Origin of the sequence: Cronobacter condimenti 1330, from assembly GCF_001277255.1 — a bacterium.
GTDB classification, from domain to species: Bacteria; Pseudomonadota; Gammaproteobacteria; order Enterobacterales; family Enterobacteriaceae; genus Cronobacter; species Cronobacter condimenti.
Map to the genome: position 1 here is coordinate 2,692,377 of NZ_CP012264.1, position 24,364 is coordinate 2,716,740.

Annotated in this window: 20 protein-coding genes and 4 tRNA genes; 11 read left to right on the forward strand and 13 right to left on the reverse strand. The window is 54.9% G+C overall.

The features are described 5' to 3' along the window. Positions 1-34 precede the first annotated feature (34 nt). The 3 genes from mtfA (at position 35) to shiA (ending at position 2,596) form a co-directional block, all read left to right on the forward strand. The gene (gene mtfA, locus AFK62_RS12315) at positions 35-832 is read left to right on the forward strand and encodes a DgsA anti-repressor MtfA (RefSeq protein WP_007670325.1); all 798 of its coding nucleotides are present in this window, start codon (positions 35-37) and stop codon (positions 830-832) included. 101 nt (positions 833-933) lie between these two features. Beyond that, positions 934-1,009: transfer RNA gene (locus AFK62_RS12320), tRNA-Asn, on the forward strand. 267 nt (positions 1,010-1,276) lie between these two features. After that, positions 1,277-2,596: a shikimate transporter gene (gene shiA / locus AFK62_RS12325; RefSeq protein WP_007670327.1), complete on the forward strand. Its 1,320-nt coding sequence runs from the start codon at positions 1,277-1,279 to the stop codon at positions 2,594-2,596. A gap of 41 nt (positions 2,597-2,637) precedes the next feature. Here shiA and cbl read toward each other — a convergent pair whose 3' ends face one another. From cbl to AFK62_RS22460, 3 genes are all read right to left on the reverse strand, one after another. Next, entirely contained in the window at positions 2,638-3,591 is a 954-nt protein-coding gene (cbl, locus tag AFK62_RS12330; RefSeq protein ID WP_032984277.1) for an HTH-type transcriptional regulator Cbl, read from the reverse strand. Positions 3,592-3,692: 101 nt separating this feature from the next. Next, positions 3,693-4,610 carry a nitrogen assimilation transcriptional regulator NAC gene (gene nac / locus AFK62_RS12335; protein ID WP_007670342.1) on the reverse strand — a complete coding sequence of 306 codons (918 nt, stop codon included), beginning with the start codon at positions 4,608-4,610 and terminating at the stop codon, positions 3,693-3,695. Between the two features lie 165 nt (positions 4,611-4,775). Then, the gene (locus tag AFK62_RS22460) at positions 4,776-4,922 is read right to left on the reverse strand and encodes a hypothetical protein (RefSeq protein WP_007670348.1); all 147 of its coding nucleotides are present in this window, start codon (positions 4,920-4,922) and stop codon (positions 4,776-4,778) included. A 5-nt stretch (positions 4,923-4,927) separates the two neighbouring features. On the opposite strand from AFK62_RS22460, the gene AFK62_RS12340 reads away from it, so the two are divergent. Next, a tRNA-Asn gene (locus AFK62_RS12340) sits at positions 4,928-5,003 on the forward strand. 44 nt (positions 5,004-5,047) lie between these two features. On the opposite strand, the gene AFK62_RS12345 is transcribed toward AFK62_RS12340, so the two are convergent. Next, on the reverse strand, positions 5,048-6,073 hold the full coding sequence (locus tag AFK62_RS12345; protein WP_007681835.1) for an LLM class flavin-dependent oxidoreductase: 1,026 nt from the start codon (positions 6,071-6,073) through the stop codon (positions 5,048-5,050). Positions 6,074-6,365: 292 nt separating this feature from the next. Then, positions 6,366-7,583 carry a diguanylate phosphodiesterase gene (locus AFK62_RS12350; RefSeq protein ID WP_007681834.1) on the reverse strand — a complete coding sequence of 406 codons (1,218 nt, stop codon included), beginning with the start codon at positions 7,581-7,583 and terminating at the stop codon, positions 6,366-6,368. Between the two features lie 345 nt (positions 7,584-7,928). Between AFK62_RS12350 and AFK62_RS12355 the strand changes: the two genes are divergently transcribed. Then, the gene (locus AFK62_RS12355; protein WP_007681833.1) at positions 7,929-9,383 is read left to right on the forward strand and encodes an AMP nucleosidase; all 1,455 of its coding nucleotides are present in this window, start codon (positions 7,929-7,931) and stop codon (positions 9,381-9,383) included. 125 nt (positions 9,384-9,508) lie between these two features. Then, positions 9,509-9,584 (forward strand) — tRNA-Asn (locus tag AFK62_RS12360). Between the two features lie 106 nt (positions 9,585-9,690). Here AFK62_RS12360 and AFK62_RS12365 read toward each other — a convergent pair. From AFK62_RS12365 to AFK62_RS12380, 4 genes are all read right to left on the reverse strand, one after another. Next, positions 9,691-10,911, reverse strand: coding sequence for a DUF3396 domain-containing protein (locus AFK62_RS12365; protein WP_007681829.1), 1,221 nt, complete (start codon positions 10,909-10,911; stop codon positions 9,691-9,693). Between the two features lie 12 nt (positions 10,912-10,923). Then, the gene (locus AFK62_RS12370) at positions 10,924-12,225 is read right to left on the reverse strand and encodes a VRR-NUC domain-containing protein (RefSeq protein ID WP_053531938.1); all 1,302 of its coding nucleotides are present in this window, start codon (positions 12,223-12,225) and stop codon (positions 10,924-10,926) included. Next, the gene (locus AFK62_RS12375; RefSeq protein WP_007681816.1) at positions 12,225-14,747 is read right to left on the reverse strand and encodes a type VI secretion system Vgr family protein; all 2,523 of its coding nucleotides are present in this window, start codon (positions 14,745-14,747) and stop codon (positions 12,225-12,227) included. Before AFK62_RS12375 ends, AFK62_RS12370 begins: the two co-directional genes overlap by 1 nt. 435 nt (positions 14,748-15,182) lie before the next feature. Next, positions 15,183-16,655 (reverse strand): EmmdR/YeeO family multidrug/toxin efflux MATE transporter, encoded by a 1,473-nt coding sequence (locus AFK62_RS12380; protein WP_007681811.1) that lies wholly within the window; start codon positions 16,653-16,655, stop codon positions 15,183-15,185. Positions 16,656-16,845: 190 nt separating this feature from the next. Here AFK62_RS12380 and AFK62_RS12385 point away from each other — a divergent pair. From AFK62_RS12385 to AFK62_RS12405, 5 genes are all read left to right on the forward strand, one after another. Continuing rightward, positions 16,846-16,921: transfer RNA gene (locus AFK62_RS12385), tRNA-Asn, on the forward strand. Between the two features lie 624 nt (positions 16,922-17,545). Continuing rightward, on the forward strand, positions 17,546-18,070 hold the full coding sequence (locus AFK62_RS12395; protein WP_007681801.1) for a DUF3304 domain-containing protein: 525 nt from the start codon (positions 17,546-17,548) through the stop codon (positions 18,068-18,070). Continuing rightward, on the forward strand, positions 18,070-18,207 hold the full coding sequence (locus AFK62_RS22640; protein ID WP_007681798.1) for a hypothetical protein: 138 nt from the start codon (positions 18,070-18,072) through the stop codon (positions 18,205-18,207). The genes AFK62_RS12395 and AFK62_RS22640 overlap by 1 nt, the downstream gene beginning before the upstream one ends. A gap of 63 nt (positions 18,208-18,270) precedes the next feature. After that, complete coding sequence (locus tag AFK62_RS12400) at positions 18,271-18,816, forward strand: DUF3304 domain-containing protein (protein ID WP_007681796.1); 546 nt, start codon at positions 18,271-18,273, stop codon at positions 18,814-18,816. Positions 18,817-18,821: 5 nt separating this feature from the next. Then, entirely contained in the window at positions 18,822-20,615 is a 1,794-nt protein-coding gene (locus AFK62_RS12405) for a DUF2235 domain-containing protein (protein WP_053531939.1), read from the forward strand. Between the two features lie 138 nt (positions 20,616-20,753). Here the strand turns inward: AFK62_RS12405 and AFK62_RS12410 are convergent, their stop codons facing one another. From AFK62_RS12410 to dacD, 4 genes are all read right to left on the reverse strand, one after another. Further along, entirely contained in the window at positions 20,754-21,089 is a 336-nt protein-coding gene (locus tag AFK62_RS12410) for a DUF496 family protein (RefSeq protein WP_007681791.1), read from the reverse strand. Positions 21,090-21,257: 168 nt separating this feature from the next. After that, positions 21,258-22,316 (reverse strand): FUSC family protein, encoded by a 1,059-nt coding sequence (locus AFK62_RS12415; RefSeq protein ID WP_007681789.1) that lies wholly within the window; start codon positions 22,314-22,316, stop codon positions 21,258-21,260. A gap of 200 nt (positions 22,317-22,516) precedes the next feature. Continuing rightward, positions 22,517-22,990, reverse strand: a complete 474-nt coding sequence (sbmC, locus tag AFK62_RS12420; protein ID WP_007681787.1) for a DNA gyrase inhibitor SbmC — start codon at positions 22,988-22,990, stop codon at positions 22,517-22,519. A gap of 87 nt (positions 22,991-23,077) precedes the next feature. Then, the gene (dacD, locus tag AFK62_RS12425; protein WP_144420969.1) at positions 23,078-24,250 is read right to left on the reverse strand and encodes a serine-type D-Ala-D-Ala carboxypeptidase DacD; all 1,173 of its coding nucleotides are present in this window, start codon (positions 24,248-24,250) and stop codon (positions 23,078-23,080) included. Positions 24,251-24,364: the final 114 nt, after the last annotated feature.

Below are 24,364 nucleotides of genomic sequence, written 5' to 3' on the forward strand. Positions count from 1 at the left end.
ATTTTGTTCAAGTGACGAGTTTGCGAGCAATCAGATGATTAAGTGGCCCTGGAAAGCAAATGACACCGCCGCGCTGGCCCCCCTCCCCTGGGAATCGGCCCTCGCCATCCCTGTTCTGGCGGGTCTTACCGACGACCAACAACAGAAGCTGGCGCGCTTCGCCGAGCGTTTTTTACAGCAAAAACGGCTGGTTCCCTTACAGGGCTTTGAGCTTGATGAACTCAAAAGCGCACGCATCGCCCTGCTCTTTTGCCTGCCGGTGCTGGAGCTCGGCTTTGAGTGGCTCGACGGCTTCCATGAAGTGCTGATTTACCCGGCGCCATTCGTCGTGGATGACGAGTGGGAAGACGATATCGGCCTTGTGCATAACCAGCGCGTGGTGCAGTCAGGTCAGAGCTGGCAACAGGGGCCGATTATTCTCAACTGGCTTGATATCCAGGACTCTTTCGACGCCTCCGGTTTTAACCTCATCGTCCATGAAGTGGCGCACAAGCTGGATATGCGCAACGGCGATCGCGCAAGCGGCATTCCGCTAATCCCGCTGCGCGAAGTCGCAGGCTGGGAGCACGACCTGCACGCCGCGATGGAAAACATTCAGGATGAGATAGACCTCGTCGGTGAAAGCGCCGCCAGTATTGACGCTTACGCCGCGACCGACCCGGCGGAATGTTTCGCGGTGCTTTCTGAATACTTCTTCAGCGCACCGGAACTCTTCGCGCCGCGCTTCCCGTCGCTGTGGCAGCGCTTCTGCCAGTTCTACGGGCAAGATCCGCTGCTGCGCCTGCGTCAGAGTGAGACAATTACCCTTCCCGAAGACCGTCAGGTATATTAAAACCCCAAACTGACGCAGAATTAAGCATTTGAATCCATAGCGTAATTTTTTGCGTTGACACCGATACGGGGCATGATTATTATGCGCCCCGTTCACACGATTCCTCTGTAGTTCAGTCGGTAGAACGGCGGACTGTTAATCCGTATGTCACTGGTTCGAGTCCAGTCAGAGGAGCCAAATTTAAGAAGCCCGCTTTTAGCGGGCTTTTTGCTTTTCCCGCATCCGCTATGCATGGCTGTTCCCCACCACATAATCCTCTGTGCATCCCGGCTCCCTGAGTCAAATTGCCCTTTCCGATCGCTCACGACGCAAAACAGTTTTCACCTGACAGCGGTCGCGGTAGTCTCAGTAACGCTTTGCTTTTGCTGTAAACGATGTGAGTAACCTTTTAACTGATTAAATAACAATAAAAAGACAGCTTGTTGAGAAACGGACAGGACAACTATGGACTCCTCGCTCATTACGCCCCGCCATAATGAAGAAATCCCGCGTGGTTACCGCGCACGCCGCGCCGCCTGGGGCAGTTTCGCCGGTGCGGTCGTCGACTGGTTTGATTTTTTACTGTATGGCATCACAGCGGCGCTGGTCTTTAACAGCCAGTTCTTCCCGCAGATAGACCCAGCAATGGGCACGCTTGCCGCCTTTGCCACGTTTGGCGTCGGCTTTTTGTTCCGGCCACTCGGCGGAATAGTCTTCGGTCACTTCGGCGATCGTCTTGGCCGCAAGCGGATGCTGATGATGACCGTCTGGATGATGGGCATCGCCACCGCCTGTATCGGCATTCTTCCCTCTTTCGCCACAATTGGCTGGTGGGCGCCGGTCCTGCTGGTGACGCTGCGTGCCATTCAGGGGTTCGCCGTGGGCGGCGAATGGGGCGGCGCGGCGCTGCTTGCCGTTGAAAGCGCGCCGTCGGGTAAAAAGGCGTTTTACAGCAGCGGTATTCAGGTAGGTTATGGCGTTGGGCTGTTGCTCTCCACCGGGCTGGTGTCGCTTATCAGCAGCCTGACGACAGATGCGCAGTTTCTGAGCTGGGGCTGGCGCCTGCCGTTTTTATTCAGCATCGTGCTGGTGCTGGGCGCGCTGTGGGTACGCAACGGTATGGAAGAGTCAGCCGAATTCGAGCGCGCGCAGGCCGAACGACCCATAAAGGCGAAAACGCGCCTGCCGGTCTTCGAGGCGCTGGCGCGCCATCCTGGCGCCTTCCTGAAAATTATCGCCCTGCGCCTGTGTGAACTGCTGACCATGTATATCGTCACCGCTTTTGCGCTTAACTATTCGACGCAAAATCTGGGCCTGCCGCGCGAGCTGTTTCTTAATATCGGCTTGCTGGTGGGCGGAGTTAGTTGCCTGACCATTCCGCTGTTTGCCTGGATGGCGGACCGTTACGGGCGCAGGCGCATTTATATCACCGGTGCGCTCCTCGGCGCGCTTTGCGCCTTCCCTTTCTTCATGGCGCTTGAGGCTCGCTCTATGGTGGGCGTGGTGATTTTCTCGCTGATGCTCGCCAATATCGCCCACGATATGGTGGTCTGCGTACAGCAGCCGATGTTTACCGAGATGTTTGGCGCAGGGTATCGCTACAGCGGCGCGGGCGTGGGATATCAGGTCGCAAGCGTGGTCGGCGGCGGTTTTACGCCGTTTATCGCGGCGGCGCTGCTCACTTTCTCCGGCGGCGAATGGCATACGGTCGCGATTTATCTGATGGCAGGTTGCCTGCTCTCGGCACTCACGGCGCTCTTTATCAAAACGCCGGCACCGCAGTAACCGAAGCGCCCCACTCGCCTTACGCGGGTGGGGCTACACCCTTATATCTGATAATCAATCACCACTTCGCCCGCAGGCTCCAGCGCCTGCTGTTTGATTTCCTCAAGCGACAATCCGTTGTTGCAAAGTTCGATAAACCGCCAGACGTAGTTGCGCTGCAATTGACCCCGCTTGAGACCGAGCCAGACCGTACTGGCATCAAAGAGATGCCGCGTATCAAGGCGTGTCAGACAGTTCTCGTCATGAGCATCGCTTGCAAGCTCCGCCACCAGCCCAATCCCCAGGCCCAGTTCAACGTACGTTTTGATGACGTCCGAATCCTGCGCGCTCAGCACGATATCCGGCGTCAGCCCTTTGCGGCTGAAGGCTTCATCAATCCGCGAGCGGCCGGTTATCCCTTGCCGGTACGTGATAAGCGGCCAGCGGCTGATATCGTCAAGCGTGAGCGGGTTCGCCTGCGTCAACGGATGATCCTTTGGCACCAGTAAACTGTGGTGCCAGCGAAACCACGGATACGCCACCAGCCCAGGATCGGCGCTGAGGCGTTCGCTGGCAATGCCGATATCCGCCGTGCCGTTTTGAAGTAACGTGTTTATCTCCTGCGGCGTCCCCTGGATGAGCTCAAGGCGAACCTCGGGAAAGAGCGAACGAAAGGTTTTTATGATGGCCGGAAGACTGTAGCGGGCCTGCGTATGCGTCGTCGCGATAGTCAATATCCCGCTGGCGTCATTCGTGAAGTGGTCGGCGAGGCGGCGCACATTACTGGCCTCGTTAAGGATGCGCTCGGCAATCACCAGCAGCGCTTTACCAGGCTCAGTCATTCCCAGAAGCCGCTTGCCGCGACGAATGAAAATCTCAATGCCCAGCTCTTCTTCCAGCTCGCGAATATGGCGACTGACGCCGGACTGCGAGGTATAAAGCATGTTGGCGACTTCAGTGAGATTAAAATCCCGCCTTGCCGCCTCGCGAATAATTTTAAGCTGCTGGAAATTCACAACGCCCCCGGAAGCCATTCAACATGACGCTATTGTTAAAGCCCCCCGGCGGGCATCACAAATAATAAAAAGCAGCCTGTTATTCCCGTTCGGAATATCCGTTAGCCAACCAGCATCAACTCGCGGTTTTCCAGCGCCGGGCGTGTTACCAGCGACAGCAGAATATCTTTCACGGCCTGCGCCTGCGGCGTCAAGGGTAAGCGGGATGAGACATTAAGCGAGAGCGGCAGCGTCATTGACGGGCTGGTAATGCGCGCGAACCAGCCGTTCGCAGAGCCGGCAAGCGAACGCGCTGCGGATTCGGGCATAACCGTCACCCCCATGCCGCTTGCGATAGCCGCGCTGAGCGTCGAGAACGACTCAATTTCGCCAATGATTTTCGCCGTGAGACGACGCAGCGAGAACGCCTCGTCCACACGTTTTCGCACAGCGCTATAGTCGCGCGGCAGGAACAGATTCATCTGGGCGACGCTCGCAAGATCAACGCTCTGCCCCGGACAATCGCGGGTACCGACCAGGAAGAGATCTTCTTTAATCAGTGGCTGACCAGTCAACCCGGCGACCGGGGCGCGGTCATACAGCACCGCCATATCCAGCTGACCGCTCAGCAGCTTATCGTTCAGTGCCGCACCGCTGTCTTCATGCAGGTACACCATAACATCCGGCAATTCGGCGCGAACCGCCTGAAGGAGCGGCATGGTAACAGAAGAAGCCGCGGTGCCCGGCGCAAGCCCGATAGAGACCTGCCCCTGTAACGTCTGCCCGACATTATTTACGGCGAGCTGCGCCTGTTCGCACTGGCGCAAAATCGTGCGGGCATGCGCATAAAGGATTTTCCCGGCTTCCGTTGGCGTCACGCCGCGTTTGGTGCGAATCAACAGCTGCTGATCCATCTCTCCCTCCAGCGTCGCAACCTGCTGGCTTAACGCGGGCTGCGCAATATGCAGCACTTCAGCGGCCTGTGTCAGGCTACCGATATCGACGATTTTTACGAAGTATTTCAGTCGTCTTAAGTTCATTTTGCCTCCTGTACGGAATGCCAGAGCCAATGCCGGCAATGATGTCCTAAGAGGTTTTGCAAGATGCTTGCCAGTTTTTACGTAGCGCGTGTGACTTATATAAATGCTTAAATTATAAGAGAAAGCGATAACTTATCGTGATGTGGCTTTGAAACACTGTTTTGCTTATGCCCCATTAGAGGTATCGGCGCACCAGAATGGTGCAGATGATGCGGGCAGGCTGGTTTTGATGGTTTTCTCGGCAATCGGATTTTCTGTCGCGTTCAGGTCTTTACAACGCCAGGCGACCTCGGTACTATGCGCCCCGTTCACACGATTCCTCTGTAGTTCAGTCGGTAGAACGGCGGACTGTTAATCCGTATGTCACTGGTTCGAGTCCAGTCAGAGGAGCCAGATTTAAAAAAGCCCGCTTTTAGCGGGCTTTTTGCTTTTCTGCGTTAGTCGCGCCACCCCATCGCTGGCGCGACGTGCTGAAGAAGAGACTCAATAAGGTGCACGTTGTACTCCACACCCAGTTGATTCGGCACCGTCAGCAGTAACGTATCCGCCTCGGCAATCGCCTCGTCTTGTTTTAGCTGCTCAATGAGCGCCTCGGGTTCGGCCGCATAGCTGCGCCCGAAGATAGCGCGGGTTTTCTCATCAAGGAAACCGACCTTATCACTGTCTTCACGGCTGGCACCGAACCAGGCGCGATCCCGATTATCCATAAGCGGAAAGATGCTGCGGCTCACCGACACACGCGGTGTGCGGGTATGGCCTGCCGCAACCCAGGCGGCGCGGTAGGCACGGATCTGCTGTGCCTGCTGAATATGGAAAGGCTCGCCGGTTTCATCATCTTTGAGGGTCGAGCTTTGCAGGTTCATACCAAGCTTCGCCGCCCAGACCGCAGTGGCATTGGACCCGGCCCCCCACCAGATACGCTCGCGCAGCCCTTCAGACCAGGGTTCGAGCCGGAGCAGGCCAGGCGGGTTGGCGAACATCGGCTGCGGATTAGGTTTGGCAAACCCTTCCCCACGCAATACTTCCAGCAACGCTTCGGTATGGCGACGCGCCATGTCGGATTCGTTTTCACCGGCGTCAGGCTCGTAGCCAAAATAGCGCCAGCCATCGATGACCTGTTCCGGCGAACCGCGGCTAATGCCTAACTGCAGGCGCCCACCGGAAATGAGATCTGCAGCACCCGCGCTTTCTGCCATATAGAGCGGGTTCTCATAGCGCATGTCGATAACGCCGGTGCCTATCTCTATATGCCGGGTTTTGGCACCGATGGCAGCCAGCAGCGGAAACGGTGAAGCGAGCTGACGGGCGAAATGGTGTACACGGAAATAAGCGCCATCCGCACCGAGCTCCTCAGCTGCGACGGCTAAATCAATAGACTGCAGTAATGCATCTGCCGCCGTTCGGGTGGCGGACTGCGGCGACGGTGTCCAGTGACCAAATGACAAAAAACCAATTTTTTTCATGAAGGGTATCCTGCTTTTAGAGCGGACATCGCTTAAGTGGCGGGCAATAGACGCGCCATACCCACTGCGGTGCCGGGTTCAGATACCCCACTTTGTCCTGTTAACGAGCAAGAATAAATGCCATTTGTTTCACATAAAGGTTCAAATTTATTGATACAGATGTGCCGGCACAGGGGATGAAGTCATCCTACCGGGGGCTAAGTACCCTAAAAATAGAGCGTTACCATTGTCGTTGCTGGCAGCCCGATAAATCGCTTAACGAGCAAAAAAGGCCTGGCCCTGAAGGATTTCCTTATCCAGCAACGGGCCAGCTTACCGACGGCGCGCGGTTAAGGGCGGGCCTGGCAAAAAGATAACCCTGGAAGTATTTGATGCCCGCCGCCGCAAGCCAGCACCACTCCTCTACTTTCTCAACCCCTTCCGCCACTACGGTAATCTCAAGCTCTGAACAGCATCGCAGGATGCCATGCACGATGGCCTGTTTCGGGCCGTAACGATGGATATCAGTGACAATGCTGCGGTCGATTTTAATGATCCCTGGCTGAAAGCGTGTGAGCAGCGACAACCCTGCAAACCCGGCGCCAAAGTCATCTATTGCAAGGTTAATACCCGCAGCGCGCAATTGGCGGATGACATGTTCAAATTCATCAAAGCAGGAGATCACTTCGCTCTCGGTTATCTCAATAATCACCTGCTGCGGCAGCAGGCCGTGACGCGCGATCTGCGCCAGCAAAATAGGCACCGCGTCCGGAATCTGTACCAGCGATCCGGGCTGCAGGTTCACGGAAATCATATGGCTGCCGATATTCACCGCTTTCGCAAGCGCAAAGGCAATGTCTTTCGCGTGGAGATCGGCGTCATAAAGTTCGTCGCCAGACAACGAAGCAAGCCAGGCGGCAGGCGAGCCACCGTCAGCAGTACGGATAAGCGCTTCAAAGGCTTTAATTTTGCCGGTAAGCGGCTCCACGATAGGCTGCAACGCAAACTGGCACGGGGTATCGGCCACGGCAGACGGCAAAGCGTGCGGCGGGCACGGCGGCACGCTTTCGACACCGGCCCGCCAGGCGTCTGGCTGAAACTCGCGGGAGATGTACTGGCGGTCCGGGTAACTTAAAAAGGAGCGAATAAATTTATACACCCGCGCTTCACGGGCGAGACTGAACGGCACTACGCTTGATTGCACCACTGACTTCAGTACTGCGCGTGCTTTGACGTTGCGCAGGTCGAAGAGCATCATCCCAATGCTTTCAAAATGCCGACGCGGCGCGTAGTCGCGCATTAGTTCAACCACGAAATCGTGCCGCTCATCCTGGCTGATGCGCGCGAACAGGGCCTCGACCGAACTCAGCGGCCCTTCCAGCACCTGCAAAAACTGGTGACCATCAAAAACCAGAATGCCGCTAACCTGCATCCGGGCATTATAGATCTGTGCCTGCTTTACTATCGATGCAAGGCTTGCCTGGTCGATATCCCCTCGCGCCCGGCTGCGATAAATCAGGGTTGATAGCATCGTTTTCCTGCGTGTTTAAGCTCTTTAGATAGTCAGTATACCTGTCACTTTTCGCTGCAAGCCGGGATGAAACCCAAATATATTCTTCCAATCAATGCCATTGAACGTTTAATCTTCAAAAACAGGGACATAGCCGATAAAAATATTTATTCATAATGTGAATAGTTACACAGTCAGCGAAAACAGAAGGAGCAGCAGAAAGAAAGTGACAGCTCCGGCATGATGCCCCCGCTGGACACTTTACAGATTTATGCCATTGCGCCATTCCGTTTAGTTTCATAAACCTGTGACATATTATCAGGCACAGCACTTCTCCCGCTGTGCCACGTGGGACCAGGAGACCTGATGAATACCACTGCAACATCTTTGACGCCTGATGAGGCGCTCGACAAGCTGGAAGCGTTGTATGATGACGCGGTCAACGCCCTGCGCGAGGCTATCAAAGCGTTTATTGAGAACGGTACCCTGCCGGAAGAAGCCCGCCGGGCTGAAGGCCTGTTTGTCTACCCGCAACTGCGGGTGTGCTGGGATGGCGATGAGCATAAGGCGCAGAAAACACGCGCTTACGGGCGATTCACACATCCGGGCTGTTACACCACTACCATTACGCGCCCCGGACTGTTTCGCAGTTATCTGCGCGAGCAACTGATTCTGCTTTACGACGATTATGGCGCGACCATTGAGGTGGGGCCGTCGCAGCATGAAATTCCTTATCCTTACGTGATTGACGGCTCGGCGCTAACGCTGGATCGTTCCATGAGCGCGGGACTCACCCGCCACTTCCCCACCACCGAGCTGGCGCAGATTGGTGATGAAACCGCCGACGGCCTTTTCCACCCGACCGAGTTTTATCCGCTCTCGCACTTCGATGCCCGCCGCGTTGATTTCTCGCTTGCGCGCCTTCGTCACTACACTGGCACGCCGGTCGAGCATTTTCAGCCGTTCGTGCTGTTTACCAACTACACGCGCTATGTCGATGAATTTGTGCGCTGGGGATGCAGCCAGATCCTCGATCCAGACAGCCCTTATGTGGCGCTCTCCTGTGCGGGTGGCAGCTGGATCACCGCCGATACCGAGGCGCCGGAAGCGGCTATCTCCGATCTCGCCTGGAAAAAACATCAGATGCCCGCCTGGCATCTGATTACCGCCGACGGCCAGGGCATTACGCTGGTCAATATTGGCGTCGGGCCGTCCAATGCAAAAACAATTTGCGATCACCTTGCGGTGTTGCGCCCGGATGTCTGGCTGATGATTGGCCACTGTGGCGGCCTGCGTGAGAGCCAGGCGATTGGCGATTATGTGCTGGCTCATGCGTATCTGCGTGACGATCATGTGCTGGATGCGGTTTTGCCGCCGGATATCCCGGTGCCGAGCATCGCTGAAGTGCAGCGTGCCCTCTATGACGCGACGAAACTCGTCAGCAACATGCCAGGCGAGGAGGTAAAACAGCGTCTGCGCACCGGCACCGTGGTGACCACAGACGACCGCAACTGGGAACTGCGTTATTCCGCCTCGGCGCTGCGTTTCAACCTGAGCCGCGCGGTGGCAATCGACATGGAAAGCGCCACCATTGCCGCACAGGGATATCGCTTCCGCGTACCTTACGGCACGTTGCTGTGCGTCTCGGATAAACCGCTGCATGGCGAAATCAAACTGCCAGGCCAGGCAAACCGCTTTTACGAGGGCGCGATTTCCGAGCATTTGCAGATTGGCATTCGCGCCATCGATCTCTTGCGCGCCGAGGGCGAACGCCTGCATTCGCGTAAACTGCGCACCTTTAACGAGCCGCCGTTCCGCTGATCGATCCTGGCGCAGCGCGGGCTGCGCCAGAAATTGCAGAATTATTCAGCAAATGGTTCAGCATTTTACATTCAGGCTTTGACAACCCCGAACGGTGTCGTTACTATGCGCCCCGTTCTCGCAATTCCTCTGTAGTTCAGTCGGTAGAACGGCGGACTGTTAATCCGTATGTCACTGGTTCGAGTCCAGTCAGAGGAGCCAGATTTTAGTTCTGAGATGTTTCAGCGAGTCTTAGAGCGTTATAAAACAAATGAACCCGGCACGTCTGATACAGATTGCCGGGTTTTTTGTATCTGCTGTTTTTAGATCAGTCATCTTCAGGTAACGCAAAAACGCTGCCTTTGTCATCCCGCTTTAGTAACGTCCAGCAGGCCCGGCGCGGCTTACCGTTTTTATCCTCAAAAGGCGGCATCTTCTGCCCTGCCCGTGTCTGTATATATTCAGTCCTGCCGTTCACTGTCGCTGCCCATTGCCCTGCATGAGGGGCGATATCGTCAGTCCAGCACTGAATGCGCACGGGATCGCAGGATTCGTCTCTTTCCGCTTTATCCAGCAGCGCGCTCGCGTCGTCAAAGCGGGCAAACCAGGCCATGGACGACGCTTTCTCAAACTGTAAGTTTTCATAGTCTGAATAGAAGTGCAGGCCATTATGGCCGTCATACCGGACAGGGCGAATTAGCTGGTTTACCTTGACCAGCAGTGGCGGCAAACCTTCCGTTTTTATGTCACCCAGTGGCGGTGGCAGCTCACCCGCCTTGAGGATCACCCCGTTGCTGTAGGGCAGCAGGCTGATTTCAGGCGTTTTCACTAAACGATGCGATAACCTTTGTGCACCGCCCAGTTTTTCCAGCCACGGGGTTCCCAGTATGGTGTACCAGCAGGCTCCTTTCAGCCCCTCTACGGCTTCGCCGCCCTCAAGCGTTCCGAGAGAATCCACCATCACGCCGGAAAAACGCTGCGCCAGGGCATACTCATACGGGAACATCCGCTCACGCGAATAAGGAAGAATAAACGACAGCCCGGCATAACCGCTTTCCACGGCAAAAGTGTTACACAACCACATCAGCCAGCCTTCATATCGTGCTTTACCATCAGGCTCTTTCAGCAGTGATAACGGGAACGTTAATTTAATAACTGAACGATCAGTATCCTTATGAAAAATCCTTTTTCCCATAATTAATATGCTGTAGTCAGGCGCTACAAAATCTTCCTCTGCGCTGCCCATATACCAGGAAAAGATCTCTTCCGGGGTGGAATCGATAATCTCCTGTCGTTTTTTGGCGTAATTCTTCTCCGTAATGCCTACCCAGTTTTTGGTGAGGTGCTTTTTCAGGCAGGGTTTAAATCCGGCATAAAAGCGATCGACACACTCCACCATTCTTCGGCGAACCTCTGGCGTATGCCCTTTCTTAAAAAACACCGTCATAATCAGACCGAGATTGACCGCCGGGCTGCCGTCTTTGTATTTCACGGACGCCTCCGGCAGCCACTTCTCGATATAATTCAGTTCAAAACCTTCTGATACCATAACCGCTCCTTGTTAACCGGCACCCAGCGCCGCTGTACCAGTGCCAGCGCTGAGAATAGCCGCGAGAATTTCCCAGGCGCTTATCGCCAGACGAATAATCAGTAAAAATGCACTAATAATGGCCTCGGGAATACCCAGCGTCACCACCAGCACACCAACGCCAACAGCCACCAGGATAACGCCAACCGTTTTAGCCACATTCATTAAAATCTGAACCCAGTCCACCTGCTTTAGCATATCCAGCGTCATATCCGTGGCGTACTGGATTTCCGACCATGCGGCTCTAATCTGGGCATTGGTCCAGGATCTCACTACTTTCCCGGTTTGACTGGCCCAGACCCAGGCTTCACTTCCCTGATGATAGACCCACTCCCCGCTGTCGTTTAGCCAGCCTGCCGCCGTGCTCAGGCGCTGCCGTGTTTCTTTTGATAGCGCGTTCCAGCCTTCCGCGACCCCATGAAGCGCGCCCTCGCTGAGGTCGGCCACGGCTTTACCGGCATAAGTCCAGGGTTCGATTTTGGCGGCGGCTGGTGTGGAGGGCGGACGAGGCATAAAGATTGGCGGGTAGAGAAACAGCGGCCAGTATTTCGCACCAATGGTCTGCCAGGCTTTCATCGTCACATTGACCATCTGATCCGTCCACTGCTGCTCTTGTGGGCGGCAGTCGTGGATCTCCAGAATAGTCATGCGGTTACGATCTTTACCGACAATCTTCATATATTCGTCATATTGGTCTTCAAAAAGTTTATCCCCCGGAAACTTCACTTCCACCAGACGGGCCAGATTGTCGCCATGCATACCAGGCGGATCATCGTGGTCCGGCCCGGCCAGCCCTGGCCAGCGATCCTGTTTGTTTTTTACGATAATCAAGTCAGGGCGGCGGTAAATGCCTTTCCCGGGCACCGGGAAAAGATTGGTGGTATGCCGTCTGCCTGCGCCAGCTTCTTTCTTCAATGTACTGCTAAGAAACGGACGTGGCGGCGTAGTGCGCATATCGAACGGCACTTCTGCTTTGTAATACCAGTAGTAATTACGGGCGATCTCATCTGCGCGGATGAGCCCGCTCATCATGAGCTGCTTGAGGCTCATCTGGTACGTTTTCCCCTTCCGACGGATTTTTGCTGACAGTAGAGGAAAACGCATCGCGTATTCGACCTTGAGATGGAGGTACTGGCGGTTTTCGGTGGTCGGCAGACGAGACTGTTTCTCGACCATTTCAACCCCCGTTGTGGTGCAATCCCATGGCTGATTTTTCTTACGGCCAGGTATTTCAGGTGCCGTGGTCGGTGTGTCGGGTAAATCGGGCATGTCCATTATGACGGGTTCTCCCTGAGTTCGGTTTCCAGTTGTTGCACAGTCGTTTCGCCTACGAACCACATTGGTTCTTCCGGCGATGCTGTTTTAGGCACAATATGCAGAGCCACTTCTTCCTGCTGGGGGGTATAGACCGGTACGGAATAGCCTTCACTATCGCTGTACCCGGCAATCGTCTGGCCAGAGGGTGTAGTGAGTCGGTAAGGCGTGTTGGCCAGAATATTGCCGTGCCTGTCCCGTAGCTGATAAATCGCGGAATAGATATAGGCGGTTCCAACGCGGTGTACTGTTACCGGCATATCCTGCGATGCCCCAACATACGTCCGCTCTACCCTGCGTAAATACGTTTCGGTCGTCCCGTACTCGATCTTTCCTTCTTCGATTTTCAGGTAGCTACCGCCGCCGATCAGGGTAATTTTTTTCTTGCTTGCAAACAGCATGTCGGCGGTCGACACCAGGCTCACCTTCTGTTGCGCGCCGAGCGACATCGCGCCGTTCTGCGCCTGCATCTGTACCGGGCCTTCGCCGGAGATCACGCTCAGCGTGCCGGTATGGGCAAACAGGCCGATTTTCTCTCCTGCCATCAGGGTCGTGTTCCCCATCGACCCGAGACTGATATCTCCCCCGGCGTTCAGCCCCACATTCTGGCTGGCCGTCATCTGCAGATGTTCGCCGCTGGTGAACGCCACGCCTTGCGGGCCGTGGACATGGATCATGTCGTTCAGCGGCGCTAACCGCGCGTCAAACATCGCGAGCTGACTGGCGATATCCGCCTCCAGCGCCTGTGCCTGTTCTGCGGCAGCGGCTAACTGCCGGAGCTTGGTGAGGCAGTGTTCGATTTCCTGAAGGGCCGTTTCCCTTTCCAGCACCTCGCCCTGCGCTTTGGTCTGCCCATCGGCGGTGATAAACAGCCCCTTCGCCACACGGATAACGCCGTATTCATCGGTGTGCAGCTCAAAGCCGCAGCCCCGGGGTTTGTCCTGTTGATCGACTATCTGCCCCTGGTTCAGTTGCGTCGCGCCGTAAGGCGTATTTAGCGTCACATGCTCCTGCCCGCGCCGATCTTCCATCCGCAGCGTATTGGCAGCGGCGGTGCGCAGAATGTTCTGGCTGCGGTTGTCGCGATTAACCAGATCGGCATGCTCTGCGTCGTGAAACGCATGGGCGATATACGGGCGGTCGATATTGCCGTCGTCATAGGCAATGCTGACCTCGGTGCCGTCAAGCAGCGGCATGTGCCAGCCAAAATTTTCCCCTGCGAAGGGCTTTGCCAGACGCACCCACAGGGAGTGGTAACCCGGCTCCGCATCCTCACGGCTGAAATCCAGTTTCACGCGGTAGCGGCCTGCGCTGTCCAGATGGGCGTAAGTGTCATGCGGCTCGCGGCTCTCGATACGGGCGGGTAAGGTGCCATGAATTTCCGGGCGGATGAGCTCCGCCGGGCGGTAGTTCACCCGTTCGCTATAAGGAATGCCCCATAGCGAGACATGCAGGCGCGTATCGCGCGCCGCACGGAAGGTGGCAAGCGTAATCAGCATCCCTTCCTGCAACGTGGCGAGCGTGCTGCCCGGCGTCTCCAGCACCTGCCCCGGCGTCAGATGCGCGGCATTGCTGAACAGGTGCAGCCGCGTGGCCTTATTGAGTTCGCGCTCATGGTGGATGCGGGCGTAAAAAGCGCCGCTTTCGGTTTCCGGCGCTGAGGTGGCGTCATCACCCGCCGCCAGAAACGGAGCGCCATAGCGATAGTGCTCGCCGGTGGTGATGGCGGCGCTGCGAACGGCGACTGCCGAATCCATCGGCATGCTGGCGTCGCGATAGTTATAATCACGGGTTCGCACCTCGCCGGTGACGGTGTGATGCCAGACGCGGACATCCCATACCGAGGCTTCTGCACCGTCGTACAGTCCGGACGGCGCCTGACAGGGCACGCTGACGCCGAACGCGCAGTTAAGCTGACTGTCGCCCAAAATGACCGTCTCCTGCTGCGTCGCCTCGTTCATTTCGCTGCGAAACCAGATGCCCACCTCAGAAAGAACACGCCGGATAAACGCAAGATCCGTTTCCCGCCACTGGGTGATCAGGTCGCGTTGCGGATACACGCGCTCCAGTCGGAAGTGGAAGTCCGGCCCTTCCAGCCCGTGCGCGCGCAAGACCTGTTCCACCAGTTCAGGTACGGAGAGATTCTGGTACACCGCGCAGCGCCGGGTCAGGTTGAGCAGCGCCAGCCGCGATGAGAGCGTCACCGCGTAATGCGTCTGGTCAGCTGTCGTTCCCAGCCACTCAAAACCGGTGATGATGCCATGCACCACGCGACCGGAACGCATACTCAGGCTGGCGTATTTCAGCAGAACATCGGTCTGCGCTACGTCGCGCTGCGGGGCCGTGAATACAATGCGCCATGTAAAAGGTTCATTAAGCGCTTCGCGCCCACGGAAGTTCAGCACGTCCGGCGTCACCCGGCTGTTATTTATTTCCAGCCAATAACGGCTCTGACCGTCGAATTGTTTTTTCAAGGTATTCATTACGTATTCCTTTACCAGCCGATGGCTGCACACGGCAGCAGGGATCCCACCGATCTTAATCACAACGGAAAGACAGAATATGCCGCAAAATAACCGGGTCAATCGGGGAGAACGTAATAAGACATGTTTAAGCGCGCATATTTATACCCGAACCCAGGCGGCAGCGGCCATGCCGGAGGAATGAATGCGCTTAATTTTATTTTGCCGAAAGGGAAATTACCCGCCTGCAAATTCATAATAAAAATAAAATCCTACCATTAAATACACACACCAAATATATACAGCTTTTTATTTTAAATGATTAATAATGCTGGACACCTCAAAAACGCATAATACGCCGTTGATGACTGAGCTTAATAAAGCTGCTTCGCGCCGTTAGCAGAGCCCAATGAAAAAGCCCGCGTTGTGCGGGCTTGTGGTATTTCAGCGTAAGGCTTACATCGCCTTCGGCTGACCCGGCGGCGCGGGCGAATCCAGCACCACCGGTCGTTTTGGCGGGCGCGGGTATTTTTGCAACCATTTGCCGCTCACCATACGCCAGTAGAAAAAGACGCCGCGCACGGCCCAGTCCAGGAACATCCCGAGCCACACGCCGACCACACCCATCCCGAGCACGATGCCGAGCGTATAGCCCGCCACCACGCGACAGCCCCACATGCCAAGCATCGACACCCACATCGCGAATCGCGCATCGCGCGCGCCTTTGAGCCCGGCGGGCAGCACCCACGAGGCCGCCCAGATGGGCATAAACGCGGCGTTAAGCCACAGCAGAATCTTCACGACGTCTTTCACATCCTCTTCATGGGTGTAAAACGACGCGAACAGCCCGGCAAACGGGGCGCTCAGCCAGGCGATGCCTGTGAGCATAAACGTTGAGAGCCAGAACACATGACGAAGCTGGCGCTCCGCCTGGCCTATCTGCCCTTTTCCGAGGCGTTTGCCGGTAATAATGGTGGACGCCGAGCCGAGCGCGTTGCCCGGCAGGTTAATCAGCGCGGCGACTGAGAACGCAATAAAGTTGCCCGCAATAACATTGGTGCCCATGCCCGCCACAAACATCTGCGTCAGCAGCTTACCGCCGTTAAACAGCACCGATTCGATGCTGGCAGGCAGTCCTATCCCCAGCACTTCCCAGAGAATATTGAGCTTGAGCGGTGAGAAATAGCTTTTAAGCGAAATGCGCAGCGCCGGGTTAAACCCAATCATGAGAACATAAATGATGCCGATAGCGCCGATGTAGCGTGAGATAGTGAGCCCGATACCGGCGCCAATGAAGCCCAGACCGTCCCAGGAAAACAGGCCGTAAATCAAAAAGCCGCTAATGACGATGTTCAGGATATTCATCCCGCCGTTGATCAGTAGTGGGATTTTGGTATTGCCCGCGCCGCGCAATGCGCCGCTGCCGATAAGCGCAATGGCCGCTGCCGGGTAGCTCCAGGCCGTCAGCTGGAGATAGATAAGCGCCAGTTCTTTAACCTGTGCGGTCGCCTCGCCAGCGACGAAATTGATGATGTATTCGCCTGTTACATGAATGAGCGCCGCCAGCAGCACGGAAACGATAGTCATCAGCACCAGCGACTGCCTGGCCGCCGCCCTTGCCCGCTTACGATCGCGCTTGCCGAGGCTGAAGGCCACCACCACCGTGGTCCCTAAGTCGACCGCCGCAAAGAACGACAGCACCACCATGTTGAAGCTATCGGCAAGCCCCACGCCCGCCATCGCCTCTTTTCCGAGCCAGCTCACAAGAAAGGTGCTGAGCACCCCCATCAGCAACACACAGGTGTTTTCCAGCAGGATAGGCACCGCCAGCGGCGTGATCTCACGCCAGAACAGGACTCGATAGCTTTTGCGCTTTTTGTACCAGGGCGTACGAGCGATCGCCTGGCGAACGGTAGTGGTTAGACTCAAAATGGACCTGCACTTGAAAGTTGAAACCTCATTTCAAATAGTGAGTTAGAACCCGCAATCCTGCAAAGGCTTTCCGCACATATTGTTGGAAAATGACCCGTTATGTTCATAGAATGGTCGAACGCACTGACCAGTATAAATTGGCATTTGACAAATAGCGCGGGGCCGCTATGATTAGCCTCCACACGATTCCTCTGTAGTTCAGTCGGTAGAACGGCGGACTGTTAATCCGTATGTCACTGGTTCGAGTCCAGTCAGAGGAGCCAGATTCAAAAAAAGCCCGCTTAATGCGGGCTTTTTTATTATGGGTTAAACGCATTGCCTCCAACCGTCTTCCCGCCCATTGCTTTCTGCATCCTTTGCCGCACGTTGCGGGACGTACGCCAGCGACGCGGCAGCGAGCATTCTGACCCAACCGTCAGAAGAATCTCCCCTGAGAATGTCCGTTACCGCTAACCGCCTTTAGCTTATCGATGACGCCAAAAGTCACGTTGCCTGCCGTGAAAATACGCCTATCTCGCGCTGCTATTATTCGTTTACTCAATATTTGTGATATGACCAGCCCTGACTGAATCCTCTGCGCTCCGCCATACAGTGGCAGTATATCGCCCGGCGGATAATACGCCACGAAATATATATTTCTCAGGTGAATCCTTATCGGGTCAAAGTAAATCTCACAAACCATCCGTTACCCTGTATTACGTTAAAATGCAGAATGCGAAGAACGGTAATAAATTCGCAAACAGGCATGTCTTGTTACTTATACGCGTATTGATATGCACGTTAACAGGCATACAATAACCGCCGAAATAAACACGGGTATGACAGCGCACAGGATGCCTTTAAAAAATAAACAAGTAACACGGAAATTTACCTGACAGGGAATAAAAATGGGTTTTTATACTCGACTCGAAAAAATAGATGCGGCAGTCAACCGCGGTTATGCCCGCTGGGGAAAATGGATCTGGATGGGGTTATCGCTGCCAGTAGTGATATATGCCGCCTGGCTGATGTGGGCCAGTATCTGGGGGCCACCGACCGGGGCGGTAACGCTTATTATACACAGTGAGCTTGATCGCCCTGTTCTGGAGTTTAGCGTAAATGGTGTGGCGGGCTCAAATGCATCAGCCCATGGCGGTGGTGGCGCGACCTGTTGTGGCAGTATTAGTGGTGATGCCGCAGAGGTTATCTGGACATTAAGTACAACGCGTGCTCAGTATGATGCCGGGCTGCGTAAAGAAACTCGCCGTATTGTTATGCCACTCCCGAAGCGTGAATGGGGAGAAAACTATTTACATGTTTACTTCCTTCCAAAGGACAACGTTTATTTATGGTGGGGAACCGGGTTCTCACATCCGAATATTGATTCTCCTCCTGATAACACAAAGCAGACTACTCAAAAGGAGCCGCGATAATGGATATTGAAAGCCTTATTGCCGCGGCTAACCGCGCTCAGCAGGCCATTGAACACAATATGGGCAATTGTTCCCGCACCTGGCATATGGGTTTCTTTTTTGATGGCGTGGGGCGCAATAACTCCATGCGTCTTTAAACAGTATCTCACGATATTTAACGATGCGTTTCAAAACGGAATTTTACCTGACAAGGACTAAAAATGGGTTTTTATACTCGACTCGAAAAAATAGATGCGGCAGTTAACCGCGGTTATGCCCGCTGGGGAAAATGGATCTGGCTGGGGTTATCGCTGCCAGTGGTGATCTATGCCGCCTGGCTGGTGTGGGCCAGTATCTGGGGACCGCCGACCGGGGCGGTAGCGCTTATTATACACAGTGAACTTGATCGCCCTGTTCTGGAGTTTAGCGTTAATGGTGTGGCGGGAGGAAATGCCTTTGTTCGCGATAAGACAAATTTTTATGCTTCTGATGGTGGCAAGTTAACCTGTTGTGGAATCATAAAAGGTGACACCGCAGAGGTTATCTGGACATTAAGTACGACGGGTGCTCAGTATGATGCCGGGCTGCGTAAAGAAACTCGCCGTATTGTTATGCCACTCCCGAAGCGTGAGTGGGGAGAGGATAATTTACATGTGCACTTCTTACCGGGAGATAAAGTTCTATTAGGCTGGAGTAAAGATGCCTGGTCTCCCTATGAGAAGCGCCCGGATGAGATTATGCAGTCAAAAGAACAGGCCAGGAAATAATCGATATGCATCTCGAAAGTTTGATTGCCGCGGCAAACCGCGCTCAGCAGGCTATTGAACACAATATGGGCAATTGCTCCCGCACCTGGCATGTGGGTTTCTTTTTTGACGGCGTGGGCCGTAATATTGAGCAGGACGCCACTCATCGTCGCCTGAGTAATATTGCGCGGTTGTTCAGAGCTTATCCCACACCTCAAATGAATAATTCCTATAATAATTATGATGCGCTTTACTTCTCAGGTCTCGGCACCCCCTTCCATGAAGATTTAAGCACCAAACTGCATACCATTATGGATGGCGCGCAAAATACCACGCTGGAGGATCTACACGATCAGCCCAAAGAGATGGCGAAAGACGCCGGTAAAGAGATACTGAAGGGCAAGAACTGGTACGAGGTTTTAAAAGACAGCAGTAAGAAACTGCTCAAGCCTGCCGAATGGCGCAATCTGGTAACGGACATAGGTACTGATATTGCGAAAAAAGTCAGTATTGAAGCCACGCCCTGTTTACGCGATACACGCGTCATGGCAAATTTTTTAGTGACGGGTGTGGATACGCGCGTGACCTCCGCGAAACAGCAATTTGAGAGCTATTTCGAGCGCGCCAAAGCCAGCAGCGATGTTCCCATCAAACTTATCTCTATTTCCCTGTTTGGTTTCGATCTCGGCGCCACGCTCGCGCGGAAATTTCTTGACGATTTACTGGGCGAAATTTGCCAGAAACAAGGCGATCGCTACACCTGGCAGGGCATTCCGGTAGATATTCTCTTTACCGGGCTGTTTGACTGCTCGCGAGATACTTCCGCCAGTAACAATAATGGCATGGACTATTTTATCAGCGCCGCAGGCGGCCCGTTACGCTCGCTCAGCATGATGTTTGGCAGAAAATATATCGATCACTTTTCAGTGTTGCCCGATGCGGTGAAGAATGCGCTGCATCTGGTGGCGGCGCATGAGCGGCGGGTATGGCGCTGCCTGTATCGGCTCGGCAGCAATAACCCTAAACACCGCGAAGAGCTGTTGCCGGGCTGTAGCGAGGATATCGGCGGCGGGCTGAAAGCCAGCGAGCAGAAACCCAGCGCGGAGCTGTGCCGGGTGGCCCTGCACCGTATGTACCGGGAGGCGGCGATGGCGGGCGTGCCGTTTCCTGATTTCCAGACTCTCGAGAAAACCGATACTGATGTCGCCAGCTATTTCATCATGCAGGATAACGTTGAAAACGCCTCTGTGGCGCAGTGGGTAAAGCGCTATCAGAAAGCCGTGCTGGGCAAAGCCGTCAGCCTCTCTACACAGAATCTGCATCTCGACAACTACTTCGAATGGCTGGGGCAGCAATATTATCAGTATCGCCTTGCGCGCCAGCAGCTGGAGAAAGAGCAGGCAGACATTACGCTGGCGGCGGGCAGCAGCGCCGGGCTGCTCGGTATCACCCCGCAGGGGAAGCAGCAGGCGATGCACGTTCAGGCTAAAACTGAGGTGCTCGACAGCCACTGGGGCTGGTTAAACGATATTGATAGTGTCGCCCGCGACATCATTAACACCACAGAAGGCCCCGGCCCGTTCGATACCGCGATTAAGATAGCGCCTGACGTTTACGAGCCTGCCTACCGGCGGGCAAAGCGGTTTCACCAGTACAGGATCAACGCCTTTACCGGCGATGCGCCGCCGCAGCCCTGGTACAGGGCGCCGCCGGAAATATTCGCTTATTTTGTCCACGATCTCATCACGGTTGACAGAGGCGCGAGCATCTCAACGGATTTCTTCGTGGTACGCGCCGCAGAAACGCCGAAGCCTGAATAACCCCGCCATCGCGTATGTGCCTGCGAATTATCAAGCCCATAACTATAAAGCCCGCATAATGCGGGCTTTAGTTGCGGCGCGCGGCGGTCTCGCCATACCGCAGGCATAAAAAAACCGCCGAAGCGGTTTTTTCAGAACTTATTCGCCTTTCGGCTCGTGGACTTTCAGCTCGCCCATCGCCTTGAGCTTTTTCGAAATCTCGCGACGCTCTTTGGAGATTTCAGCGTTTTTGATGATGTAATCATCAACGCGGTCTTCGTAGTCGCTCTTCATGCTGGCGATGATGCCCTGGATGGATTCCACGCTCATGCCCGGCTTGATGTAGTCGCTCAGGTTATCGAGCAGCAACACGCGTTTCTGGTTGTCACGGATTTTCTTCTCGACATCCTGAATCTCGCGCTGCAGCTTGTTCTTACGGCGGAACAGACGTACGAACTCAAGAACGTCCTGGAATGAAGGTTTGCTGTTTTCCATTTTTACACCCCTGCTGAATATAAGACTCGGATTCGTTAAAACAACCGCATAGCGTCAACCTTACTGGCAGCGGCGGTTGATGACAATGGTTTTATCCCGTTCAGGATGCCTGCTTCTATCATACTCTGAAACGCTGCTGAATCGAAACAAGCGCTGGTTGTCTGCGGGTTATTTGCGCAGCGCCCGGCAGATAAGCTGGGAAAGACGCTCCAGCTGCTGCGCCAGTTCCATACTTAACCATACATAGCCGTGAATGGGCGTTTCTACCAGGGCGTCCTGCTGCCCTTCTTTCATCATGGCGCGCAGCTCCTTCGCAATCTCAGTGAGTTTTTCCCGGTTTGCCAACACCGGCGATGGGTTACCTTCGCGTAACGCCTGCGCTATCGCCGTTAAGGTTTTTTCCGTCATCTGCTGTGAATCACGCAAAGTGCGGGCGTTGATCATTAAAAAGTGGCTTTCACGAGATGCCCACCAGGCATTGATTTGCATCTCAAGCGTACAGACCATATTGCGGCTGGTTGTCTGGATAGCCTCGAAAATCGCGCGCTGAATGTGCGTTTCTTTACTGGCGGGCGTGATAAACGCGCGCAGCTTAACGACGCTGCCAAGAATCTGTTGCAGCGGCTTATCAAGCCGCGGGCGCTCAACCAGGTTTGGCGACATGCCGGCGTGGTAAATCTTGCTGAAGTCAGTGACAAAGTGCGCCATCTGAATACGCCAGTGAATAAATGCGCGCTGCGGCCAGAGGCTTGTGAAAAGCATCGCCAGCAGCGACCCGAAAATCACGTCACCGCCACGCCAGAGCGCCACCAGCATATCGCCCTGCGGCGCGCCCACGACAACCGAGAGCGTAATGCCGATAAGCAGTGCCTGGTACGGTCGTTTGCCAAGCGCCAGAAAGCCACACAAAAACATTGCCAGCGCGCACCACAGCAGCATCACTGGCAGCGACCAGCCTTCCAGCTGGAGTGCCACCAGCCCGAGCACAGCGCCCAGGATAGTACCGCCGATGCGCTCAAACGCGCGCGGCACGACATTGCCCCAGAAAGAAATCGGCCCCATCACGACTACAAGCGTAATCAGCGGCCAGGTGCCTTCCGGTACGTTCAGCATCCGCACCAGTAAAAATGTCAGAATAAACGCCAGCGCAATGCGCACACCATGCACGATGCGGTAATGCTGGTAGAGACGAATTTCGAAAGAGGTCAGCGATTTATCAGCACGCACGCTTACTTTCCCGTTTAAACCATAATGAAAACGTTGTTTCAGGCGAAAGGCCTGAAAATAAGGGGCGCTATTTTCTGACAAAAAGGGGGGAAAAGCTGTAAATTTTCGGAAATGAGGCGCGAATAATCGCAGTTTTAACGTTATTGTGCATTTTATTTAACAAAACGACGCGCCCGCGGTCTTCCAGGGGCGCGCCTCTATTATTCGCCAGAAGGCTGAACCGGGATATACATGTCTATTTCCCAGAAACCCTCACGCTTGCCGTCGTTAAGATAGATTTCAAAGCACGGGCGCGCCGCCATCTGGTAGCGCACGTCCTGCTGTAGACGGGCAAAGAACGCAAGCCAGGACGCGGCGAAATCGTTATTTTCCACGCGCGCGCGGGCCACAGCATATTGCCCCCCCGGCAAATCCGTCAGGATCACGCCGACGCTATTCTCAGGCACCGAAAAATCCGCAGGGACTTCCACTACCGTATCGGCACGCAATTTTTCTGGCGCAACCTGTTGTGGATTATCGTAGTAGACTGCAATCCACGCCTGTGGCTGGATGTGGAAGTTATCCACCCACATCGCCAGTTGCTCAAACCCCTGCGGCACCGTTTTTTCCCACGGGCCGACCAGGTGAAAACCAGCAATTTTTCGCGTAACGACATGCTCGATGCTGTAATCCATGTTCACTCCTCGCAGTTCAAAATAGCGAGTATAGTGTGTGGCGCTCCGCCAGGTGTCTGTGAGCGCCTTCGCGTTGGAAAAAAACGGTTACAGCGTCAGGTGCAGCCAGTCGCCAAAGCGCGAGAACATACCGCCTTTTTTCACACTTTCAAGCGTCACCAGCGGCAGACGGGCAATAATCGTTTCACCGTTGTAAAGCTCAATTTCGCCGACCCGCTCATTGGCCTTCAGCGGCGCGTCAAGGCGCTCGCGATCGAGCAGATATTTCGCCTTCACGTTCGCAAGCTGCGTTTTTGGAAGCGTCAGCCAGAAATCACGGTCGGTGCCCACAGTCACCTGCTCGTTTTTCCCATACCAGACGCGCTCGGTGCCCACTTTTTTGCCTTTTTGCAGGATCTCTACCGTATCGAACGTCTGCTGCCCCCAGTGCAACAGTTTGCGGGCCTGATCTTCACGCCCTTTCGGGCTGTCCGCGCCCATGATGACCGCAATAAGGCGACGCTTGCCGTCAACGCTTGAGGCGATAAGGTTAAAGCCCGCGCCAGAGGTGTGGCCGGTTTTCAGACCATCGACATTCAGCGTTTTATCCCACAGCAGCCCGTTGCGGTTCTGCTGCGTGATACCGTTCCAGGTCAGGCTCTTTTCGCTGTACATATGATAAAACGCCGGCTCGCCGTGGATAATGGCGCGTGAAAGTACCGCAAGATCATAGGCGGAGCTGTGCTGTCCCGGCGCGTCCAGGCCATGTACCGTTTCGAAATGGGTATCTTTAAGGCCAAGCTTTTGCACGTAATCATTCATCATGGCGACAAACTGCGGCTGGCCGCCCGCCACATAATCCGCCAGCGCCACACAGGCGTCGTTGCCGGAATCGACAATCAACCCGCGGCTCAAATCACGTACGGTGACCCGATCGCCTGCTTTCAGGAACATCAGCGAGGAGCCTTCAAACACCGGGTTATCCTTCGCCCAGGCGTCCTTCCCGACGGTGACAATATCGTCCGGGGTAATGCGGTGGCTGTCGATAGCCCTATCCACCACATAGCCGGTCATTAATTTCGTCAGGCTCGCCGGATTACGCTGTTGATGCTCGTTATTCGCCGCCAGTATTTGTCCGGTCGTGTAATCCATTAACACATAGCTGCCCGCCATAATGGCAGGCGGCTGCGGCATGGAGAGCGCGGCGGCGTGCGCCTGCGCGGTAATACCGGCCAGCATGATGCAGGAAACGGCAATCATAGGTCTAAATTTCAACAGCATATCCTCAGTAACTTCGCGATGGGGCGCCTTTTTTACGGCAGTTTTTATTTCCTTGCTCCGGTAAATTGCAAGAAAATATGAATAAGACGTGTCTTAACGTAAATTCCCTTCGTT